The sequence below is a fragment of the Nonomuraea turkmeniaca genome, assembly GCF_005889735.1.
In the GTDB taxonomy this organism is placed as follows: Bacteria; Actinomycetota; Actinomycetes; order Streptosporangiales; family Streptosporangiaceae; genus Nonomuraea; species Nonomuraea turkmeniaca.
On the sequence record NZ_VCKY01000001.1, the window covers coordinates 1 to 18,186 of the forward strand.

The 18,186-nt window shown below is 68.3% G+C and carries 18 protein-coding genes and 1 tRNA gene; 14 read left to right on the forward strand and 5 right to left on the reverse strand.

All coding sequences use genetic code 11. The annotated features are described in order from the left end of the window. Positions 1–499: transporter associated domain-containing protein (locus ETD86_RS00005; RefSeq protein WP_138663976.1), on the forward strand; the 499-nt coding region annotated here is incomplete at its 5' end. Further along, entirely contained in the window at positions 496–1,503 is a 1,008-nt protein-coding gene (locus tag ETD86_RS00010) for a hemolysin family protein (protein WP_138663977.1), read from the forward strand. The genes ETD86_RS00005 and ETD86_RS00010, both read left to right, overlap by 4 nt. 347 nt (positions 1,504–1,850) lie before the next feature. Here the strand turns inward: ETD86_RS00010 and ETD86_RS00015 are convergent. After that, positions 1,851–1,933: transfer RNA gene (locus tag ETD86_RS00015), tRNA-Leu, on the reverse strand. Positions 1,934–2,135: 202 nt separating this feature from the next. Between ETD86_RS00015 and ETD86_RS00020 the strand changes: the two genes are divergently transcribed. From ETD86_RS00020 to pknB, 7 genes are all read left to right on the forward strand, one after another. Further along, positions 2,136–2,876 carry an FHA domain-containing protein gene (locus ETD86_RS00020; protein WP_080044004.1) on the forward strand — a complete coding sequence of 247 codons (741 nt, stop codon included), beginning with the start codon at positions 2,136–2,138 and terminating at the stop codon, positions 2,874–2,876. 17 nt (positions 2,877–2,893) lie between these two features. Then, the gene (locus ETD86_RS00025; protein ID WP_138663978.1) at positions 2,894–3,364 is read left to right on the forward strand and encodes an FHA domain-containing protein FhaB/FipA; all 471 of its coding nucleotides are present in this window, start codon (positions 2,894–2,896) and stop codon (positions 3,362–3,364) included. Continuing rightward, entirely contained in the window at positions 3,361–4,653 is a 1,293-nt protein-coding gene (locus ETD86_RS00030) for a Stp1/IreP family PP2C-type Ser/Thr phosphatase (protein ID WP_138663979.1), read from the forward strand. Before ETD86_RS00025 ends, ETD86_RS00030 begins: the two co-directional genes overlap by 4 nt. Beyond that, positions 4,654–6,036: an FtsW/RodA/SpoVE family cell cycle protein gene (locus tag ETD86_RS00035; RefSeq protein ID WP_211369721.1), complete on the forward strand. Its 1,383-nt coding sequence runs from the start codon at positions 4,654–4,656 to the stop codon at positions 6,034–6,036. After that, entirely contained in the window at positions 6,033–7,493 is a 1,461-nt protein-coding gene (locus ETD86_RS00040) for a peptidoglycan D,D-transpeptidase FtsI family protein (RefSeq protein ID WP_138663980.1), read from the forward strand. Before ETD86_RS00035 ends, ETD86_RS00040 begins: the two co-directional genes overlap by 4 nt. Positions 7,494–7,514: 21 nt before the next feature. Continuing rightward, a complete protein-coding gene (locus tag ETD86_RS00045; protein WP_138663981.1) occupies positions 7,515–8,876 on the forward strand; it encodes a protein kinase domain-containing protein in 1,362 nt (453 codons plus the stop codon). Positions 8,877–8,959: 83 nt separating this feature from the next. Continuing rightward, a complete protein-coding gene (pknB, locus tag ETD86_RS00050) occupies positions 8,960–10,816 on the forward strand; it encodes a Stk1 family PASTA domain-containing Ser/Thr kinase (RefSeq protein WP_138663982.1) in 1,857 nt (618 codons plus the stop codon). A 146-nt stretch (positions 10,817–10,962) separates the two neighbouring features. Here the strand turns inward: pknB and ETD86_RS00055 are convergent, their stop codons facing one another. Beyond that, positions 10,963–11,535, reverse strand: coding sequence for an anthranilate synthase component II (locus tag ETD86_RS00055; RefSeq protein WP_138663983.1), 573 nt, complete (start codon positions 11,533–11,535; stop codon positions 10,963–10,965). Between the two features lie 267 nt (positions 11,536–11,802). On the opposite strand from ETD86_RS00055, the gene ETD86_RS00060 reads away from it, so the two are divergent. Further along, positions 11,803–12,048, forward strand: a complete 246-nt coding sequence (locus tag ETD86_RS00060; protein WP_127938089.1) for a cell division protein CrgA — start codon at positions 11,803–11,805, stop codon at positions 12,046–12,048. Between the two features lie 35 nt (positions 12,049–12,083). On the opposite strand, the gene ETD86_RS00065 is transcribed toward ETD86_RS00060, so the two are convergent. Both ETD86_RS00065 and ETD86_RS00070 read right to left on the reverse strand, forming a co-directional pair. Beyond that, the gene (locus ETD86_RS00065; RefSeq protein ID WP_246147461.1) at positions 12,084–12,950 is read right to left on the reverse strand and encodes a rhomboid family intramembrane serine protease; all 867 of its coding nucleotides are present in this window, start codon (positions 12,948–12,950) and stop codon (positions 12,084–12,086) included. Between the two features lie 231 nt (positions 12,951–13,181). After that, positions 13,182–13,718 carry a peptidylprolyl isomerase gene (locus ETD86_RS00070; protein ID WP_138663984.1) on the reverse strand — a complete coding sequence of 179 codons (537 nt, stop codon included), beginning with the start codon at positions 13,716–13,718 and terminating at the stop codon, positions 13,182–13,184. Between the two features lie 253 nt (positions 13,719–13,971). On the opposite strand from ETD86_RS00070, the gene ETD86_RS00075 reads away from it, so the two are divergent. Both ETD86_RS00075 and ETD86_RS00080 read left to right on the forward strand, forming a co-directional pair. After that, positions 13,972–14,376 carry a hypothetical protein gene (locus tag ETD86_RS00075; protein WP_138663985.1) on the forward strand — a complete coding sequence of 135 codons (405 nt, stop codon included), beginning with the start codon at positions 13,972–13,974 and terminating at the stop codon, positions 14,374–14,376. Between the two features lie 116 nt (positions 14,377–14,492). Next, the gene (locus ETD86_RS00080; protein WP_138663986.1) at positions 14,493–15,569 is read left to right on the forward strand and encodes an Rv3169 family protein; all 1,077 of its coding nucleotides are present in this window, start codon (positions 14,493–14,495) and stop codon (positions 15,567–15,569) included. Here ETD86_RS00080 and ETD86_RS00085 read toward each other — a convergent pair whose 3' ends face one another. Continuing rightward, positions 15,570–16,007: a hypothetical protein gene (locus ETD86_RS00085; protein ID WP_138663987.1), complete on the reverse strand. Its 438-nt coding sequence runs from the start codon at positions 16,005–16,007 to the stop codon at positions 15,570–15,572. It abuts the gene before it with no gap. Positions 16,008–16,131: 124 nt separating this feature from the next. Here ETD86_RS00085 and ETD86_RS00090 point away from each other — a divergent pair, with 124 nt between their 5' ends. Both ETD86_RS00090 and ETD86_RS00095 read left to right on the forward strand, forming a co-directional pair. Next, the gene (locus tag ETD86_RS00090; RefSeq protein WP_138663988.1) at positions 16,132–16,803 is read left to right on the forward strand and encodes a response regulator transcription factor; all 672 of its coding nucleotides are present in this window, start codon (positions 16,132–16,134) and stop codon (positions 16,801–16,803) included. A gap of 89 nt (positions 16,804–16,892) precedes the next feature. Then, positions 16,893–18,173, forward strand: coding sequence for a sensor histidine kinase (locus tag ETD86_RS00095; protein ID WP_138663989.1), 1,281 nt, complete (start codon positions 16,893–16,895; stop codon positions 18,171–18,173). Positions 18,174–18,186: the final 13 nt, after the last annotated feature.

Consider the following 18,186-nt stretch of genomic DNA (forward strand, 5'->3'; position numbering starts at 1 on the left):
CCTGGTCCCCGACTCCCTCCCCCTGCCATCCGTCCTGGACAGGATGCGCACGGCCAGGGACGACATCGCCCTGGTCATCGACGAGTACGGCGGCCTGGCAGGCGTGATCACCATTGAGGACCTGGCCGAGGAGCTGGTCGGCGAGCTGCTGGACGAGAACGACCCCGAGCCCGCGGGCGCCGTGGAACGCGAGTCCGGCGTCTGGGAGGTGCCCGGCTGGCTGCGCCTGGACGAGGTGGAGCGCGCCACCGGCATCTCGCTCCCCGAGAGCGACGACTACGACACCCTCGCCGGTCTGGTCCTGGCCAGACTGGGCCGGATGCCGGACCCCGGCGACGAGGTGACGGTTCCCGTCAGCCCACCCACCGACGACCCGTTCACGGACAACGAAGCCGACCACGTGGCGCACTTGACGGTCATGTCCCTGAACCGCCGCGTGCCCGAATGGGTCCGCCTCGTCCCCGAACCGCTCACCGAGCCGGCGGAGGCGACCCGATGACGATGCTCCTCATCAGTCTCGCCCTCCTGGCCTTCAACGCGCTGTTCGTAGCAGCGGAGTTCGCCTTCGTCTCGGCCAGACGCCACCGCCTGGAAGAGATGGCCACAGGCAGCAACCGCCTGGTGAGATTCGCCGCCAAGTCCGCCGTGGCAGGCGGCAGACAACTCTCCCTCATGCTGGCCGGCGCCCAACTGGGCATCACTCTGTGCACCCTGGGACTGGGCCAGGTCTCGGAGCCGGCACTGGAACACGCGCTGGAGCCGGTTTTCGCCGCGATAGCGATCCCGGAGTCCTTCCGCCTCCCCATCTCACTGACGATCGCCCTGGCCCTGGTGACCTTCCTCCACATGGTGATCGGCGAAATGGCCCCGAAGTCCTGGGCCCTGACCCACCCGGAACGAGCGGCCCTCCTGCTGACCCTGCCGTTCCGCGCCTTCACCCACGTGATGCGCCCCCTGCTCACGACCCTGAACGGCCTCACCAACGCCATCCTCCGCCTCTTCGGCGTCCAGCCGAGAGACGAACTGGCCACGACCCGCACCCCCCGGCAACTGGCGATGCTGGTAGGCGAATCAGGCCGAATGGGCCTCCTGGACCGAGAAGAACACGACCTTTTGACAAGGGCCCTACGCCTACAGGCAGAAGGCATAGAACGCCTCATGGTCCCGATAACAGAGGCAATCATGGTTCCATCAACGGCAACAGCAGCAGAGATCAGAGCGACCGCGGCAGAATGCGGTCACCTGCGACTCCTGGTAGGCACCCCGAACGCCGTAGAGGGAACCCTGCACGCAAGAGACGCCCTCCTGAACCCGAGCAGCAAGGCAAGGGACCTGACGCACCCCCTCCCCGAACTGGCCTGCGTAACGCAGGTCCCAGAGGCGGTGACAGCACTGCAAGAGGCGAGATCCCACCTGGCCCTGGTAACGAACCAATCAGGATCGGTCATCGGAATGGTGAGCCTCACCGACCTCTTGGGCGAACTGCTAGACACGAACGTGTGACGTAAAACACAGCAAGCAGCACGAAAGCGCCCTGCAACCACCCTGACGTACCGTCCGAAGGCGACCACGACCGCAACCAAGAAAAGAGGCCCCACCTCTTGCGATCCGCCGATGACTTCGTCAGGGTGGGGACCGGCAACAACGGCGGCCACCACGCAAGAACGGCGGCCAACCCAAGAACGATGGGCAACCCAAACAGCGGCGGGCAACCACCGCAGACAAAGGGGGGCCCGGGGGGCAAAGCGCCCCGAAAACGCTGGGGGTCCGGGGGTTACCCCCCGGAAAACACGACGAGGGGACCCGCGGAAGGAAGCAAAGCTTCCGACCAGGGGTCCCCAGTCACCGAGTGGGCGAGGAGGGATTTGAACCCTCACGTCCTTTCGGACACACGGACCTGAACCGTGCGCGTCTGCCGTTCCGCCACCCGCCCTTTTTTGGGTGCGGAGAAACAGTAGCACGGAACAGCCACTGGTACTGAACCCGGATACGATCGCATAAGACACGGGAGCGGAGGAGCTGGGCGCTACAGCCGACGGGGCGCCGGGACCGCCGCGACGTGGAAACGAGCGGAAACCGGGCGCCGTACGCGTCGGGGAAACGCGATCATATGCACGGAGGAAGGGAGGTACCCGGTGGGAGTCCTTCAGCGCTTCGAGCGAAGGCTCGAAGGCTTGGTTGAGGGGGCCTTTGCGCGGGCGTTCAAATCTGACCTTCAGCCGGTCGAGGTCGCCAGCGCGGTTCAGCGGGAGATGGATGAGCGTGCGGCGATCGTCGCTCAAGGTCGCACGCTCGTGCCCAACGACTTCGTGGTTGAGCTGTCCACGACCGACAGCGAACGGCTAGAGGTCTACGCCGACAGCATCAGTCACGAGCTGGCCAACCTCGCCAGGGAGTACGCCAAGGAACAGGGCTACTCTTTCGTAGGACCGGTCCGGGTGCGCTTCGAGACCGCCGGCGATCTGGCTGTGGGCCTGTTCCGCATCAGGTCCGGCGTCATTCGCGGCGCGACGGTCGAACAGGACGAGATCCGCCAGCCGGCGAGCGACCTGCCTCCGTCCCGGCCGCATGCGTTCAACGGGCGGCCCAGGCTGCTCGTCTCCACCCAGGATGACCCGCAGGGCGACCGCTCTTACGAGCTCACCACTCCGGTGACCTTGCTAGGCAGGGGCACCGACTGCGATCTTCGTCTAGTCGATCCCGGCGTTTCGCGGCACCACGCGGAGCTGCGTGTCGAGGGCCAGACTGTGGTCCTCGTCGATTTGGGATCGACGAACGGCACTTTCGTCAACGGCCAGCCGGTACGCAGGATCGAGCTCCAGAACGGCACGCGAGTGACCCTGGGGCGTACGACTCTGGTGTTCCGGCGCGATTAGGGGTAGACAAACGGTCCATGTCCGAGCTCACGCTGCTGCTGATCCGGCTCGCCTTCCTGGCGGTGCTGTGGTTCTTCGTCATTGCCGCAGTCGGCGTGATCCGGACTGACTTGTTCGGTTCACGCACGGCTCCCGCGGGTCCACGCAAAGCCGCCAAACCCGCCAAGGCCGTGGCGAAGCCCAAGAGCAAAAAGGGCGAGCCACGCCAGCTCATCGTCACAGGTGGCCCGCTGCAAGGCACCACCATCGATCTCACGGAGACGCCCATCACCATTGGCCGGGCGAACGACGCCACGCTGGTAGTCACCGACGACTACGCATCCAGCCGGCATGCCCGGCTCTTCCCTCAGGACGGTCAGTGGATCGTGGAAGACCTCGGGTCGACCAACGGCACGTATCTCGACCGCTCGAAAGTCACCCGCCCGACCCCGGTGCCGCTCGGTGTTCCGATCCGCGTCGGCAAGACAGTCATTGAATTGCGCAAATGACCATCGCACTCCGCTACGCCGCCCGCTCGGACGTCGGCCTCCTCCGCGAAGGAAACGAGGACTCGGCGTACGCTAGCGGCCGCCTGCTCGCCGTCGCCGACGGCATGGGCGGGCACGCACACGGCGAGGTGGCGAGCTCAGTCGCCATCGCCGCCATGGCCTCGCTCGAAGAGGCCCAACAGGGGGGTGACCTGCTCAACACCATCGAGGCAGCGGTACGCGACGCCAATCGCAAGCTGCACGAGATGGTCGGGCGGGATCCCAGCCTCAAAGGCATGGGCACGACTCTCACAGCCATGCTCTGGCACGGCACCCAGGTCGCCCTCGTGCACGTCGGCGACTCGCGCGCCTACCTGCTCAGGCGCGGGGAGCTCTACCAGATCACCCACGACCACACGCTGGTGCAGCAGCTCGTCGACGACGGGCGCATCACGCCGGAAGAGGCCGCCACGCATCCGCAGCGCTCGATCCTGCTGCGGGCGCTCGACGGCAGCGGCGAGGTCGATCCCGACCTCACGCTCCGGGAGGCGCAGGTGGGCGACCGCTACCTGCTGTGCTCCGACGGGTTGTCCGGTGTGGTGAGCGCGGAGACGCTGCACGCCACACTCACCAACATCGACGACCCGGAAGAGGTCGTCCGCCAGCTCATCGACCTGGCGAACAGGGGAGGCGGGCCGGACAACATCACGTGTGTGCTGGCCGACGTCCTGGAGATCACCGATGGGCAGCAGGTGCCTGCCGAGGCCGCCATCGTAGGCGCCGCGGGCATGACCAGGCTGCGCGGAAATCCGCAGGACACCTCGCCGGGGCGACCTGGCTCGGTGACCGCACCCCAGCCGGCGATCACCGACGACGACTTCGACGAGCCGATCGCGCAGGCGTCCCGGCGGTCGGGCAGGCGTCGTCGTCTGTGGCCCGTGCTGGTCACCGTGCTCGGCATTGGCATCGCGGCCGTCGGCGCCGGCGGCTACTTTGGATATCAGTGGACCCAGGACCAGTTCTTCGTCGGTGCCAGGGGCGACGAAGTGGTCGTGTTCCAGGGCGTCCAGAAGGAGCTGGGTCCGCTCCAGCTTTTCAGCGTCTCCAAGCCCACGGGACGGAAGCTCTCCCAGCTGTCCGAGGCCGACCAGGCACTGATCAAGAGCGGAATACCCGTCCTTTCCGTCGACGAAGGCCTCACGAAAATCAACGCGTTGAAGTTCTCCGGAGATCAGCCGAGCGAAACGACCGCGACGACTAGTGCGTCTCCCACGCCATCCGCGAGCCCGACAAAGACGAAACAGCAGTAAATGAGCGAAGTCGCCGAAGCCCCCGTCCCGATGCCGGCCAAGCGCCGCGTGGCCCAGCTGGTCATGCTCGCGCTGGCGGTGGTCATCGTCATGGGCGCGTACGCCAACGTCGGCCTGGCGATCGACGACCAGATCCCGGCGGGCATGCTGACGTACGGTCTGGGTCTGGGCGGCCTGATGCTGATCGCCTACATCGTGCTGGCCAAGTTCGCCCCATGGGCGGATCCGCTGATCCTGCCGCTGGTGACCGTGATCAACGGTCTCGGCCTGGTGATGATCTACCGGCTCGAGTCGGCGAAGATGCCCGGCGCGTCAGCCGCCAACCAGATCATGTGGACGGCCGTCGGCGTCGTCATGTTCGCGGCCACACTGCTCGTGATCCGCGATCATCGTATGCTCCAGCGCCTCACCTACACCGCCGGCGCCATCGGCCTGGTCCTGCTCGCGATCCCCGCGGTGCTGCCCAGCTCGCTGAGCGAGGTGCAGGGCGCCAAGATCTGGATCCGCATCGGCGGTTTCTCCATCCAGCCGGGCGAGTTCGCCAAGCTGGCGCTGGTGGTCTTCTTCGCCGGTTACCTCGTGGCCAAGCGGGACGTGCTGGCGCTGGCCGGGCGGCGGCTGCTCCTCATCGACCTGCCGCGGGCCAGAGACCTCGGCCCGGTCCTCGTCACGTGGGCGCTCAGCCTGCTCGTCCTGGTCTTCGAGAAGGACCTGGGCACGTCGCTGTTGCTGTTCGGCACGTTCATCGCGATGCTCTACATCGCCACCCAGCGCACGTCGTGGGTGCTGATCGGCGTGCTGCTCTTCGCCGGTGGCGCTTTCCTCGCGGGCATGGTCTTCGACCACGTCGGCGACCGGTTCCAGATCTGGCTCAACCCGAGCTCCGACGAGTTCTACAACCGGGAGATCGGCGGCAGTTTCCAGATCATGCAGAGCCTGTTCGGGCTGGGCGCGGGCGGCATTCTGGGCACCGGGCTCGGGCAGGGCAATCCCGACCTGATCCCGCTGTCGTTCTCCGACTTCATCTTCGCCGCGGTCGGCGAGGAGCTCGGCCTGACCGGCCTGATGGCGCTGCTCATGCTCTACGCGCTGCTGGTCGAGCGGGGCCTGCGCACGTCGCTCGCGGCTCGCGAGCCGTTCTCGAAGCTGCTGGCGGGCGGCCTGTCGTTCATCCTGGCCTGGCAGGTGTTCATCATCGTCGGCGGTGTGACGAACCTCATTCCCCTGACCGGCCTGGTCACCCCGTTCATGTCCCAGGGTGGCTCGGCGTTGCTGGCTAACTGGATCCTTATCGCGCTTTTGGTACGAATGTCAGATTCGGCGCGAAAGCCCCCGCCTCAGGCGATCCAGAACGAAGGACTGACGCAGGTGTTCCAGCGATGAACAAGACCCTGAAGCGCGCGGCCGTGGCCTGCCTGGTCATGTTCGCGCTCCTGATGATCAACGTGAACATCCTGCAGGCGGTCCGCGCGGAGGAGCTGAGCGGCGACTCCCGCAACACCCGCAACTACTACGCGCGTTACGCCATCGAGCGGGGACGCATCGTCGCGGGCGGCAAGGTGATCGCGCAGTCCGTCGAGACCGAGAGCAAGAAGTTCAGGTTCGCCAGGGAATACCCGGACGCCAAGCTGTACGCGCACGTCACCGGCTTCTTCTCGCCCGAGAGCGAGAGCGCGATCGAGAGGTCCGAGAACGACCTGCTCGACGGCTCCAGCGCGGATCTGCTGCTGCGGCGGAGCATCGACCTGTTCACCGGCGAGCCGACCAAGGGCGCCAACGTCGAGGTCACGATCAATCCCAAGGCGCAGAAGGCGGCCTACGACGCGCTGCGCAACAGCGGCAAGCGCGGCGCCGTCGTCGCGCTCGACCCGAAGACCGGCGCGATCCTGGCGATGGTCTCGCTGCCGACCTACGACCCCACCGAGCTGTCGGGCACCGAAAAGGGCAAGGTCTTCACGCGCTACGACGTGCTGGCCAAGGACAAGAGCCAGCCGCTGCTCAACCGCACCATCGGGCAGACGTACCCGCCGGGTTCGACCTTCAAGGTGGTGACGATGGCCGCCTATCTCGAGGACGACTCCTCACGCGGGCCGGACACCACCATCGAGGCGCCACAGCAGCTGCCGCTGCCCAACACGAACATCAGCCTGCCCAACTACGGCGGCGCGGCGTGCGGCTCTGGCCAGGTGACGCTGAAGTTCGCTCTGGAGAGGTCCTGCAACACGCCTTTCGGCAAGATGGGCTTGGAGCTGGGCTACGACAAGATGAAGGAGCAGACCGAGAAGTTCGGCATGGGCGAGCAGATCGCCGTGCCGATGTCGGTCGCCCAGAGCGACTTCGGCGAGAAGGAGGACCAGGCGGCCGTGGCGATGGCCTCGATCGGGCAGCGCAGCAACCGGATGACGCCGCTGCAGATGGCCATGATCGCGGCGGGGATCGGCAATAACGGCACGGTGATGAAGCCGTACCTCGTCAACAAGATCACCGACGCCAAGGGCGACTCGGTCGACGAGGCCAAGCCTGAGGAGCTGTCGCAGGCGGTGAGCCCCGAGACCGCGGGCAAGCTGAGCGAGATGATGGTGAGCGTCGTCAACAACGGCACGGCAAACCTCGCGCAGGTTCCAGGCGTCCAAGTAGCGGGAAAGACAGGCACCGCGGAGTCCGGCGACCGCGCCGCGCCGCACGCCTGGTTCATCTCCTTCGCGCCCGCGGAGGACCCGAAAGTGGCGCTGGCGGTCATCGTCGAGTCCGGCGCCGCGAACGTCGGCGCGGAGGCGACAGGCGGTCACACGGCCGCGCCGATCGCAAAGGCCGTGCTGGAGGCGGTGCTGAACAAGTGAGTGACGGTAACCTGCTGGACCATGCGGCTCCGTAACCGCTACTTCCTGGTCTCCCGCATCGCCACGGGCGGTATGGGAGAGGTGTGGCGTGCCCGCGACGAGCTCCTCGGCCGCGAGGTGGCGGTCAAGATCCTGCGTAGCCACATTTACGCCGACCTCACCTTCCGCGAGCGTTTCCGCAACGAGGCCAGGCTCACGGCGTCCCTGGCCGATCCAGGGATCGCGCAGATCTTCGACTACGGCGAGCAGAGCGACCTCGCCTACCTGGTGATGGAGCTGGTCCACGGGGAGCCGCTGTCGGCCATCCTGGCCCGCAACGGCGCCATCGGGGCCGAGGTGGCGCTGGACGTGGTGCACCAGACCGCCAAGGCACTGCACGCGGCGCACTCCGCCGGGATCATCCACCGCGACATCAAGCCGGGCAACCTGCTCGTCACCCCCGAGGGCATCATCAAGGTGACGGACTTCGGCATCGCGCGGGCCCTGGAGGCGGCGCCGGTGACGCAGACGGGGACGGTGCTGGGCACCGCCCAATACGTCAGCCCCGAGCAGGCGCAGGGTTTCCCGCTCACACCCGCGACCGACCTCTACTCGCTGGGCGTGGTGGCGTACGAGTGCCTGGCGGGGCGCACGCCGTTCCGCGGGGACAGCCAGGTGGCGATCGCGCTGCTGCACCTCAACGAGGCGCCCCCGCCGCTCGGCGTGGACGTGCCCGCGCCGCTGCGTGAGCTGGTCCTGGCGCTGCTGGCCAAGGATCCCGCGCAGCGCCCGGCCACGGCGCTGGAGGTGGCCGACCGAGCCTACGTGCTGCGCGAGTCGCTGGCCGGCGCCGAGCCCGGCGCCGATCTGAGCATGCTCACCGACCCGTCCGGCTTCCGCGTACGCGAGCCGTCGCCCGAGGACCAGCGGGACACCGACGACCTCGCCCCGGCGACGGCGCTGGAACAGCGCACGGGCGGGAAAGGCAAACGGCGCAAGGGCGCCAGGACGCTGGCCGCGGTGGCCACGGCCGGGTGCGTGGCCGCGGTGGGGCTCAGCGCCATCTCCCTCGCCGGCCGTCCGGCGGTGGAGACGGCGCCCGACGTGGTGGATCCCACAGAATCGGCGGTTTTGACACCGGAGCAGGCGCGCCCGAGCAAGACCAAAACGCGCAGCCGGCGCCCGGCGGTGGTTCCGGTCAAGTCACCGAGGCCTATACCCTCACGGTCAGCTACGGTAAGCAAGTCGGCAACTCCCACCAAGAAGCCGACGCCGAAGCCGACACCGACCACCCGGACCCCGACACCCACTCCCACCCCAACGCCCACCAGGACACCGACGGCTTCGACACCGACCGCTTCGCCAGACCCGGGTGAGACGAACCCGCCCAAGGAGGAGACGTGACGCGCCAGGGGGTCGATGATGGACACCGGCGGCCCCCCGAGCAGGCCGGCACCCAAGATGAACGGTAAGGGACAGTGCAGGAAATGACTCAGCCTCGGCTACTCGGAGGTCGTTACGAGCTCGACGGTGTCGTCGGGCGCGGCGGCATGGCCGAGGTCTATCGCGCCCGAGACATCCGGCTGGACCGCATAGTCGCGATCAAGACCCTCCGCTCCGATCTGGCGCGTGACCACACTTTCCAGGCCCGGTTCCGCCGTGAGGCGCAGTCGGCGGCCTCACTGAACCACCCGGCCGTCGTCGCGGTTTACGACACCGGCGAAGACGCCACCGACGGCACGCCCGTGCCGTACATCGTGATGGAGTACGTCGACGGCCGGACGCTGCGCGACCTGCTGCGCCAGGACCGGCGGCTGATGCCCGAGCGGGCGGTCGAGCTGGTCGACGGCATCCTGCGGGCGCTGGACTACAGCCACCGCGGCGGCATCGTGCACCGCGACATCAAGCCGGCCAACGTGATGATCACCCGCGCGGGCGACGTCAAGGTGATGGACTTCGGCATCGCGCGGGCGATGGCCGACTCCGCGGCCACGATGACACAGACCGCGCAGGTGATCGGCACCGCGCAATACCTGTCGCCGGAGCAGGCGCGGGGCGAGCGGGTCGACGCGCGCAGCGACATCTACTCCACCGGCTGCCTGCTCTACGAGCTGCTGACCGGGCAGCCGCCGTTCACCGGCGACTCGCCGGTCGCGATCGCCTACCAGCACGTCCGCGAGGAGCCGATCCCGCCGTCGCAGATCGACCGCGACATCCCGCCGTGGGCCGACGCCATCGTGCTCAAGGCCATGGCCAAGGACCCGGCCCAGCGTTACCAGAGCGCGGCCGAGATGCGGGCCGACATCCAGCGGGCCATGTCCGGCATGCCGACCGACGCCCAGACGATGGCGATGACGAGCAACTACGGCCAGGGCACGCGCATGATGACGGCCACGCAGGCCGGCTCCGGCCCTGGCACGCAGCGCACCAGCGCGATCCCGCCGTACGACTACGGTGATGGCGACGGCGGCGGGCGTGGCGGGCGGCGCCGGGCCTCCGGCGGCGGTGGCAACGGCGTCAAGACCGCGTTGTGGATCATCATTCCGCTGCTGATCATCGGCGCGTTCGTCACGGCCGGCTATCTGATATTCGGCGCGGGCAACACGGCGTCGGACACGACGGTGGCCATTCCGTCCCTCGCCTCGCAGGAGCAGAAGTTCGCCGAGAGCCAGCTCACGGGCCTGGGACTCAAGGTCGAGGTCGTCAAGGAGCCCAGCTCCGACGTCGACAAGAACACCGTCATCAGGACGGATCCCGCCCAGGGCACCAAGGTCGAGAAGGGCTCGTCCGTCAAGCTGTTCGTGTCCACGGGGCCGAAGAAGGTCAAGGTGCCGGACGGCCTCGTCGGCATGCAGCAGGCGGAGGCCATGCAGGCACTGGAGACCGCCGGCCTGCAGGGCACGGTCAAGACCAGGGTCTCCAGCAAGCCACAGGGCACCGTCGTCGCCACCAGCCCCAAGTCCGGGGAGGAGATCCAGGAGGGCGGCACCGTCACCCTCTGGGTGCCCAAGGAGCTCGGCGAGGTGCCTGACGTGCAGCAGCTCACGGTGGAGGACGCCACCGCCCAGCTCAAGGCCGCGGGCTTCCGCGTCAAGGTCACGGAGCAGCCCGACGAGCAGGCCGCGGGCACGGTCATCCAGCAGAACCCGGGCCCGGGCACCAAGCTGGCGCCGAACACGACCGTGACGATCGTGGTGTCGACAGGTCCGCAGCAGCAGCCGACTGAGCAGCCGAGCGACCCGTTCCCCACCGAGCAGCCCACCGACCCGTCGGACGAGCCGACCGAGGACAACCCGATCGAGGACAACCCGATCGACGACGACCCCGGCGGCCTCGGCGGCTGAGGCAGCTCGCACAGGCGGAAAGGGCCGCCCGTTCCCCGCGTGGGACGGGCGGCCCTTTGTTCGCTCATGACATGAAAGAACGCCCCCGCCGCTCGGGGGCAACGGCGGGGACGCTCACTAGGTAGTCGCCGGGCGCGCGACGTTCGTTACACGGTTCCGCGGAGCCAATTCTCAAGCAATGTGTAGCCATGTTCGGACAAGACCGACTCCGGGTGGAACTGGATGCCCTCGATGGGCGCCCTACGGTGCCGCAGGCCCATGACCACGCCGTCCGTCGTACGCGCGGTCACGTCGAGCACGTCGGGGACGGTCTCGGGCAACACGGCGAGCGAGTGGTAGCGGGTCATCCGCACCGGAGAGGGCAGCGTCTCGAACACGCCCTTGCCGTCGTGAACGATGTCGCTGGTCTGGCCGTGGAAGAGCTCGGGCGCGCGGGACACCGTGGCGCCGAAGGCGATGGCGATGGCCTGGTGGCCGAGGCAGACGCCGAGCAGCGGCTGCTCGCGCACGGCCGCGTGGCGGACGAGGGGAACGCTGACGCCGGCCGCCTCAGGCGTGCCCGGTCCCGGGCTGATGAGCACGCCGTCGAAGCCGTCGGCGTCGCTCACGCGTACGTGGTCGCGTGGCCGCACGTCGCAGTCCGCGCCCAGCACACGCAGGTACTGGACGATCGTGTGGACGAAGCTGTCGTGGTTGTCCACGACCAGCACGCGGCTCATTTCCTTACCGTCACCTCGTCGGGCGTCACCAAGGGCTCAAAAAGTGGAAAGACGACATACCAGAGTACGGCCACCGCGGCCTCTTCGGCTCGTCTCCCCCCACGACCTGCGGCGCAGCCCGCCTTCGAGCAGGTTGTCCGGGGATCGGGGGCGGCAGGGATCGCCATGACGTGTGCGTGGCGACTATTCTGGACCCCGCTTCAACTAGGCTAAACAAAGAGCCTGCGGACGATCCGGATGCCCCAGGCCCTCAGCAGGAGTTATCCAGTGCCCAAGTCCAAGGCTCGCAAGAAGGCGGTCTACACGCCGCCGCAGAGGTCTCAGCAGGTCAAGGTCAGCCCCCGCTGGCTGGCGCCGACGATGGTCGTCGCGTGGATCATCGGTATCCTCTGGATCGCGGTGTATTACGTCGCGCCGCAGACGCCCTTCATCGGTGACCTCCAGAACTGGAACCTGTTGATCGGGTTTGTTTTCATCATCTTCGGTGTGGTTCTTTCCACCCGCTGGCGGTAGTTCTTTCCACAGCTTTTTCCACACCCTGTGGGGGGTCAGACGGCGGCCAGGATGGCCGACGCCCGCACCACCACAAGGACGGCCAGCAATGCCAGCGCTCCCGTGATCGCCAGGACCTGCCACAGGGTCTTGTTGTTCTTGGGGGCGTAGGCTATTGCTCCCGCCAGCAGCGAGCCGGTGATCAGACCGCCGATGTGGCCGGTCCAGCTGATGCCCGAGACCACAAAGGTGATCACCAGGTTGATCGCGATGAGCACGGCGATGCCGCGCACGTCCATGTTGAGCTTGCGGCCCACCACGAACACCGCGCCGAACAGGCCGAAGATGGCCCCGGACGCGCCGACCGTGGGCTGGTTGAGCGGGTCGAGCCAGAGACCGAGCACCGAGCCGCCGAGTGCGCTGATCAAGTAGAGCGCCACGTAGCGCACGTGGCCGAAGGCGCGCTCCAGGTATGGGCCGACGACGTAGAGCGCCCAGCAGTTGAACAGGATGTGGAAGACGCCGCCGTGCACGAACGCGGCGGTGATCAGCCGGTAGTACTGGTCGAGCACGGCCACGCCGGCGGGCCACATGGCCAACTCCCCCGTGACCTCGTTGCCGGCGAGGTATTGGGCGCCGAAGACCAGGACGTTGATGACCAGGATGGTGTACGTCACGAACGGCGTGCGTACGACGCTGCCGCCGAACGTGGACTTGGCCTGGCGGACCCCGCGGTTGCCCTCGGCCACGCACTCGGGGCACTGGAAGCCGACCGCCGCGTCGCGCATGCAGTCAGGGCAGATGGGACGGTCGCAGCGCTGGCAGCGAACCCAGGTTTCCTTGTCGGGGTGCCGGTAGCACGTGGGCACGGCCTCAGCCGGCTGCTCGGGCTGAGGGGGTGGGCTGGGCGGCTGGCTGGTCATGACCGAAAGCCTATGGCTTGCACGGGCTTGCCGCGTGCCCGTACACCGCGCCCGGCCACCTGACGACCACGTACGCATCTGACGCCGCAGGAACCCCACCCGGCCAAGAACCAGGCGATGACCACATGGCGCCGCGCTCGTGTGAGCGCCGCGCGGTGACAGCGTGGGATGCGTGGCGGCGTGTCGGGCATCGGGCCCTCCGAGCGGAGGGCCCGTCCCGTCAGGGCCCCGTCAGGCCTGGACGCGGTCGATGGTGACCGACTCCAGGACCACGTCCTCCACCGGGCGGTCACGGCGGTCGACGCGGGTCTTGGCGATGGCGTCCACGATCTCCTGGCCCTCGATCACCTCACCGAAGATGGTGTGCTTGCCGTTGAGGTGCGGCGTGGGCACGACGGTGATGAAGAACTGCGAGCCGTTGGTGCCCTTGCCGAAGCGGATGCCCGCGTTGGCCATGGCCAGCAGGTACGGCCGGTTGAACCACAGCTCCGGGTGGATCTCGTCGTCGAACTCGTAGCCGGGGCCGCCGATGCCCTGCCCTAGCGGGTCACCGCCCTGGATCATGAATCCGGAGATGACCCGGTGGAAGATCGTGCCGTCGTAGTAGCGGCCGGTGCTCTTCTCACCGGTGCCCGGGTGCGTCCATTCGCGGCCGCCTTCCGCCAGCTCCACGAAGTTGCGTACCGTTTTCGGGGCCTTGGTGGGGAAGAGTTCTACCTTGATATTGCCGCGATTGGTCTGCAGGTTAGCGATCAGCTTCTCAGCCACGAGACAGCTGCCCCCCTCTATGCACAGGGTTGGTTTGTAGTGTTTTGAGGACTATGGCCGTACGGCCTTCAGAGCCATCCTCCCATGGACGGCCATGATTGAGCGGCCCTGCCCAGGGAAGGTCAGGCTCGGGGCTCCAACGACAGGGGAGGTTGTCGTGTCCCTGACAATGAGAAGACGCCGCGTGGTCATCGAAGTACCAGCCACGTGGATGGGCCGCGTAAGGGCCCAGGCCGTGCGAACCGGCCACCGCATGGCACCGATGGCGGACCAGGCCAAGGTGGCCGCCGCCCATCGAATCGAAGACGCCCGCTACTGGGCGGCGCCGCGGATTGAGTCCGTGGCGCACGGGTTCGAGGACCAGGTCGCCCCCAGGGTCAGCCACATGCTGACCACGGCGGCCAGGAAGATCGACCCGACGCCCACGCGGTCGCGGCAGTGGCCGTTGCTCGTTCTCTTGACCGGGATTGCCATAGGAGCCATGGGTTACATGGTCTACCGGCGCAATGCCCAGCAGTGGACCGAGCACATGAAGGAATCCGCCTCCGATGCCTCACGATGGGTCAACGAGAAGGCGGAACGGACCGCCGAGTCCGCGGACCGGATCGCGGCCAACGTGTCGAACAAGGCGGACGAGACATCCCGCAAGATGTCCTGATCTCGCCAGGAAGCGCGCCCTCGCCTTGTACGGGGGCGCGCTTCCCTTGTGCCCGCGTCCGTTGACTGTGCCCTCGTCCGTTGACGTTCCACCAAGCGCTTGCTACAACCGCGGTCATGGCGCTGTCACCGCTCGACGACTACCCCATCCACCAGGCGGCCCAGGTCATGCGGCACGTGGCCACCTCCGACCGCAACTTCTACGACCGCTACTACTTCAACTGCCACGCCGGCACCGATGAGCTCATGCTGATCGTCGGCCTCGGCCAGTACCCCAACCTGGGCGTCACCGACGCCTTCGCCTGCGTACGGCACCGTGACCTGCACCGCGTCGTCCGGGCCTCGCGCGAGCTCGGCGCCGACCGGATGGACACCGGGATCGGCCCCTTCCGCGTGGAGGTCGTCGAAGGGCTCAAGCGGCTCAGGGTGGTCCTGGAGCCGAACGAACATGGCCTGTCCTTCGACCTGCTCTGGGAAGGGACGATCCCGGCGACCCTCGAACCCCGGCACTTCCTGCGGTGGCAGGAGCGTGTGATGTTCGACTCGGTACGCCTGGCGCAGACCGGCCGCTGGTCCGGAAATATCAGGATCGGTGGGGAGGACATCCCGGTCACCCCCGACCGCTGGCAGGGCACCAGAGACCGGTCCTGGGGCATCCGGCCGGTCGGCGAGGCGGAGCCGCCCGGCATCCAGGCCAAGAACCCCGGCACGTTCTACTGGCTCTACGCGCCGATGCAGTTCGACGACCACGCCATCCTCTGCATCGTGCAGGAGGACGAGCGCGGCCGCCGGCTGCTGGAGGAGGCCGTGCGCGTCTGGCCGGACGGGCGGGAGGAGGAGTATCTCGGCCGGCCGGACTACCGCCCCGTCTATGCCCCCGGCACCCGGGACGTCGTCGAGGCCGTGATCACCTTCTCGCCGCCCGGCGGCAAGCCGTTCGACGTGCTCTGCACCCCGATCCTGCCGGTGCACCTCATGGTGGGCACCGGCTACGGGCTGGAGCCGGACTGGCGGCACGGCATGTACCAGGGGCCCGGGCCCGTGGTGCAGGGCGTGACGTACCGGCTGCCCCACGACGCCGCCAGGATGTGGGGCCTGGTGGACGCCGTCGGGCGCTTCGAGTACGACGGGCTCGTCGGCCACGGCCTCTTCGAGTACTGGGCGCTGGGGCCGCACCCGTCGTTCGCCGAGTGACTACTCGGGCTTCTTGCAGACGATGGTGACCGCCTTGCCATGGCCGCCCTCGGGGGCCTTGCCGGCCTCCGGGGGCACGGGCAGACCCTCGGCGGGCTTGGCGGGAACGGCGGCCACCGCGTCGCCCTCGGCGAGCTCGACCTTCTTCACCATCACGGGCGGCTCGGCCCCTTCGGGCAGCTTCTCCGCGGGAACGGCACGCAGCTTCACCATTTCGCCCGGATCGACCTTCTTCGCCTCCCCGTCGGGGGCGACCACGACGCCCATCGCCTTGGCCGGCTCGGCCGCGGACAGCTCGATGGTCTTGCCGTCGCTGGTCGTGCACGTCACCTTGGCGCCCGCGGTGGATGGCGGCTCGTCGGCCAGGGCGGACCCGGCCAGGCCGGTGAGCGCGAGCGCGCAGACCGCGCCGAGCACCGCGAGACGTCTCTTGAACATGGGTTCTCCTCACTGGGATCGGTCGAACGTTCCCGAGACTGGCCTGCCGTACCTGAAGCGACACTGAAGAGCCCCTAAATGATCTTCAGGCTGGCTTTAGGTGACCTGAGAGAACCTGGACGGTGTGCGAGTCTTACTGGTGGAGGACGAGGAGCGGCTGGCCGACCTGATCAAGGGCGGCCTGGCGGGCGAGGGCTTCGCCGTGGACGTGGCCCACGACGGGCGCGACGGGCTGTGGATGGCCACCGAGAACACGTACGACGTGATCGTCCTGGACGTCATGTTGCCGCGGATGAACGGGTACGCGGTCTGCGCCCGGCTGCGCGAGGCGGGCGACTGGACGCCGATCATGATGCTCACGGCCAAGGACGGCATCTACGACGAGGCCGAGGCGCTCGACAACGGCGCCGACGACTACCTGGCCAAGCCGTTCTCGTACGTGGTGCTGCTGGCCCGGCTGCGCGCGCTGGTGCGGCGGGGCGGGCGCGAGCGGCCGGTGGCGATCAGCGTGGGAGACCTGGTGATCGATCCGGCCGGGTTGCGGTGCCGCAGGGGCGAGGTGGGGATCGGGCTGACGCCGAAGGAGTTCGCGGTGCTGCACGCGCTCGCGCGGCGGCCCGGCGAGGTGGTCTCCAAGAGCGAGCTGCTGGCCCAGGCCTGGGACTTCTCCTATGACGGCGACCCGAACATCGTCGAGGTCTACATCAGCGCCCTGCGCAGGAAGATCGATGTGCCGTTCGGCCGGACGACGCTCATGACGGTTCGCGGGGCCGGCTATCGGCTGGAGGCGGTGTGATCGGACTCGGGAGGTGGCGACGTGCGGCCGTGGTCCTCGGGTCCGGGTGGCGGCGGGTTGTCGTGGCGTCCAGGTGGCGGCGGAGTGCCGTGGGCCTCTCGTCCGTGCGGCTGCAGGCGACCGCGGCGGCGACGCTCGTCGTGGCGCTCACCCTGGGGATCGTGGCCCTGCTGCTGGTGATCGTGTTGCGCGGCAGCCTGGAGACCAGCGCGGGAGCCGAGGCGACGAGGAAGGCCGAGGCCGCGGTGCCGCTCGCCCGGACGATCGAGATGGCGCCCGGCACTCCGATCAGGGTGCCCGCCGCGAAGGCAGGCGCGGTGCATCTGAAGGACGGCACGGTCGCCACGGTCGCCGACCCGGATGTCGTGCTGACCGCCGAGAAGGGCGACGTGATCAAGGAGTGGGCCGAGCCTGGCGAGTATGCCGTCGCCGGGATGAAGGTGACGACCCAGACCGGCCCCGCCATGTTGTGGTCGAGGGCCTCGCTGGCCGGCGCCACGGACGCCCTGCGGACGTTGTACGGCGCGTTGTTGCCCGGCGTGCCCGCCGTGCTGCTCGTGGTGGCCGCCATGACCTGGTTCTCGGTGGGCCGTGCGCTGGCGCCGGTGGCCGCGATCAGGGCCAAGGTCGCCCACATCACCGCCCGCGACCTCCACCAGCGTGTCCCCGTACCGCGGTCGAAAGACGAGATCGCCGCGCTCGCCACCACCGTGAACGGCACGCTCGACCGGCTGGAGACGGCCGTGGAGACGCACAAGCGGTTCGTCGCCGACGCCGCGCACGAGCTCCGCAGCCCCATCGCGACCCTGCGCGCCCGGCTTGAGCTGGCCGAGCCCAGCGAGCTGACCAGGGAGGCCCTGGCCGACATCGAACGCCTGCAGTCCCTGGCCGCCGACCTGCTCATGCTGGCCAAGCTGGACGCGGGCGAGCCGCTGCGGACCGCCGAGCTGGACCTCGGCCAGGTGGCGGCCGAGGAGTCGCTGCGGGTCAGGCGGCGGCCCGAAGTGCGGGTGGAGCTGGACATCGAGCCGGACGTGGTGATGAAGGGCTCCCGTGCGCACCTCGACCGCCTGGTGACGAACCTGACCGACAACGCGGTACGCCACGCCGCCTCGACGGTGTGCGTACGCGTGCACGCCGAGACGGACGAGGCCGTCCTCGAGGTGCTCGACGACGGGCCCGGGATCCCGTTCGAGCAGCGCGAGGCGGTGTTCGACCGCTTCACCAGGCTGGATGAGGCCCGTGCGAGGGACGCGGGCGGCGCCGGGCTCGGGCTGCCGATCGCCCGGGACATCGCGACCCTGCACCAGGGCAGTCTGGTGTACGCCGGCGGTGGGTTCGTCGCCAGATTTCCCTTGTGTCACACATGAACCATCGGTGATC